Below are 2,488 nucleotides of genomic sequence, written 5' to 3'. Positions count from 1 at the left end.
CGGGCGCCGCGGTCGTCGCGCTGGTCGCGGCGGCGGCGCTGTTCCTCGGCGAGGGCGGCACCGCCCGGTATCCGGGCAGCGCGGCGGCCCCGTTCAGCTTCGCCTATCCGAAAGCGTGGCGGTCCACGACCCACTCCGACGTGTTCGCCCTGGTCTCGCCTTCGGTCGGCGCGTACGAGGAGCTGTTCCAGACACCGGTCTCGGCCGACTGGTCAGGGGTCCGCGATCTCGGCGGCAAGTCCGAGGGGGTGTTCGCCCGGGTCGACAGCACCCTCAACGCCTCCCCCGACACGAGCCTGCAGTACCTGCTGCCCGGCACCGTGACGCTCGGCCTGCCCGGCACCCCCGTGACGGTCGACGGCAGGCCAGCCACCCGCTACACGGGCTCGGTCGCCGACCCGCAGGCCCAGGCCAGGCTGGACATCACCGCCTATGTCGTGCAGCGCGGTTCGCAACCGGCGGCGCTGCTGGTCTACTTCTGCGCGCCGGGCGGCTGCGACGCGAAGTACGCCGCCGGGCTCGCCGCCGACGTCCGCTTCACCGGCTGACGAGCTGCGCCCGGTAGCGCGCGAGCAGTTCGGGCCCGAGATCGAGCAGATCGACCAGCTCCTCAGCGATGGCCGCGTCGATGACGGCCATCTCGGTCGCGCTCAGCGGCCCCGTCACAGCTCGCCGATCTCGGCGGCGAGCAGCGAGCCCAGCTCCCCGACCTCCTCCAGCGCGGCCTTCCCCGGCGGACCGGTGACCGAGACCGCCGGACGGACCGCGCGCCAGCCCAGCCCGTCGGCGATCCTGCCGACCGAGCGGACCGCGCCCGCGGTGTCGTCGTTGCCGTGGACGTACAGCCCGTACGGCAGCCGCCGTGTCGACTCCAGACACGGGTAGTAGACGCCGTCGAAGAAGTGTTTGAGCGCGCCGCTCATATAGCCGATGTTGGCGGGGGTGCCGAGCAGGACGGCGTCGGCGGTGAGGACGTCGAGCGGTGCGGCGGTGAGGGCGGGGCGCGTCACGACCTCGACGCCCGCGACCTCGTCGGTGCGGGCGCCCGACAGCGCCGCCTCGAGCAGCGCCTGGAGGGCGGGCGAGGCGGTGTGGTGGACGATGAGCAGGCGTTTCACCCGAGCTGCCGACCGGCCTCGGCCAGGATCTCCTGGATCCGCAGCCCGTGCGCGGCGTCCAGCGGGGCCGGGACGCCCGTTCTGACGGCCCGCGCGAACTCGGCGACCAGGGTCGGGAACGCGTCGTCGATCGCGGTCCAGGCGAACCGCGCGCTGCCCTTGCCGCCGTAGACCTCGACGCCGGGATCCGGCAGCTCGCCGACCCCGGCCATGGTCAGCGACGCCTCGCTGACCGCTCCGCTCTCGTGTTCCAGCAGCAGCCCGACCCACTTCAGCGGATCGCCGTGGGCGCGGACCCCGGTGACCGGGCCGAGCGCGGCGTCCACCAGATCCACCATGTGCGGGCCGAGATCGAGGAGCGCGCCGTGCTCCAGCCGCCACGGGGTGGCGAACGGCCCGCCGTGCAGCACCGGCGACAGGAAACGGGCCCGGCCGCCGAACGGCTCCAGCGCGGCCGCCTCGGCGAGGAACGCGCGGGCGGCGGCGGAGTACCGGACGGTGAAGACCATCTGGGAGACGACCCCGGCCTCGGCGATCGCGTCGGCCAGCCGCCGCGCCCCGGCCAGGTCGAGCGCCAGGGGCTTCTCCAGCAGGACGGCCTTGCCCGCCGCGACGGCCTTGAGCGCCAGCTCCGCCTGGACCTGCGGCGGGACGGAGAACGCCACCGCCTCACATTCCTCGAACATCTCTTCGAGGCTGGTGTAGGCGGTGCCGCCGTGCCGTCCGGTGATCTCGCGGGCCGCTTCGGGGCGTCGCGCCCAGACCCCGGCCAGCCGGGTGCCGGGGCCCTTGGCCAGGCTGGGGGCGTGCACCAGGTCCGCCCAGGGTCCCGCGCCGACCAGGCCGACCGCCACTTTCTCGCTCATGGGGCCATTCTCCCAGCCCGCGCCGGCCGTCAGGCGCGCAGCAGCGCGGCGATCGCGGTGAAGCCGCGGCGTTCGGCGTGCGCGAGCGGGGTCACACCCTCTTTGTCGGCGATGTTCCGGTCGGCGCCACCGGCCAGCAGCAGCCGGACGATCTCGACATAGGGCGCGGAGCCGTCGCCGAGGACCACGGCCTCCAGCATCCCCGTCCAGCCCAGATCGTTGACGTGGTCCACCACGATCCCGGTCTTCAGCACCGCGCGGACATAGTCGACGTGGCCGCGCTCGCAGGCGGGGATCAGGGCGGTGCCGCCGTAGCGGTTGCGGATCGTGAGGTCGGGGCGGGCGGGCAGCAGCGCGTCGAGCATCGCGACGCTGCCCGTCACCCCGGTGACCAGGAAGGGCGTGTCGTGCCGGTCGTCGAGGGCGTCGGGATCGGCGCCCGCCGCGACGAGGAGGGTGGCGGCTTCGACCCGGTCGGCGGCGGCGGCCAGCAGCAGCGGGGTG

Annotated in this window: 4 protein-coding genes and 1 pseudogene; 1 reads left to right on the top strand and 4 read right to left on the bottom strand. The window is 74.3% G+C overall.

Annotation, left to right across the window (positions count from 1 at the left end; translation table 11 throughout):
- Positions 1-548: pseudogene (locus ACYVE7_RS32505) on the top strand (serine/threonine protein kinase); the annotation flags it as partial.
- Here ACYVE7_RS32505 and ACYVE7_RS32500 read toward each other — a convergent pair.
- From ACYVE7_RS32500 to ACYVE7_RS32485, 4 genes are all read right to left on the bottom strand, one after another.
- Positions 538-666: a hypothetical protein gene (locus ACYVE7_RS32500; protein ID WP_460370209.1), complete on the bottom strand. Its 129-nt coding sequence runs from the start codon at positions 664-666 to the stop codon at positions 538-540. The pseudogene ACYVE7_RS32505 and the gene ACYVE7_RS32500 sit on opposite strands and share 11 nt — an antisense overlap.
- Positions 663-1,118: a flavodoxin gene (locus ACYVE7_RS32495; protein ID WP_460370208.1), complete on the bottom strand. Its 456-nt coding sequence runs from the start codon at positions 1,116-1,118 to the stop codon at positions 663-665. Before ACYVE7_RS32495 ends, ACYVE7_RS32500 begins: the two co-directional genes overlap by 4 nt.
- The gene (locus ACYVE7_RS32490; protein ID WP_460370205.1) at positions 1,115-1,984 is read right to left on the bottom strand and encodes a Gfo/Idh/MocA family protein; all 870 of its coding nucleotides are present in this window, start codon (positions 1,982-1,984) and stop codon (positions 1,115-1,117) included. The genes ACYVE7_RS32495 and ACYVE7_RS32490 overlap by 4 nt, the downstream gene beginning before the upstream one ends.
- Positions 1,985-2,013: 29 nt before the next feature.
- Positions 2,014-2,488: ankyrin repeat domain-containing protein (locus ACYVE7_RS32485; RefSeq protein WP_460370203.1), on the bottom strand; the 475-nt coding region annotated here is incomplete at its 5' end.

Source organism: Actinocorallia lasiicapitis (assembly GCF_054778695.1).
Note: the sequence above shows the minus strand (reverse complement) of the source record. Positions and strands in the feature narration are given on the sequence as shown.

Bases quoted from the DNA above. Each gene is read 5' to 3' on its own strand.
- ACYVE7_RS32490 (WP_460370205.1), bottom strand. From the start codon at position 1,984: ATGAGCGAGAAAGTGGCGGTCGGCCTGGTCGGCGCGGGACCCTGGGCG.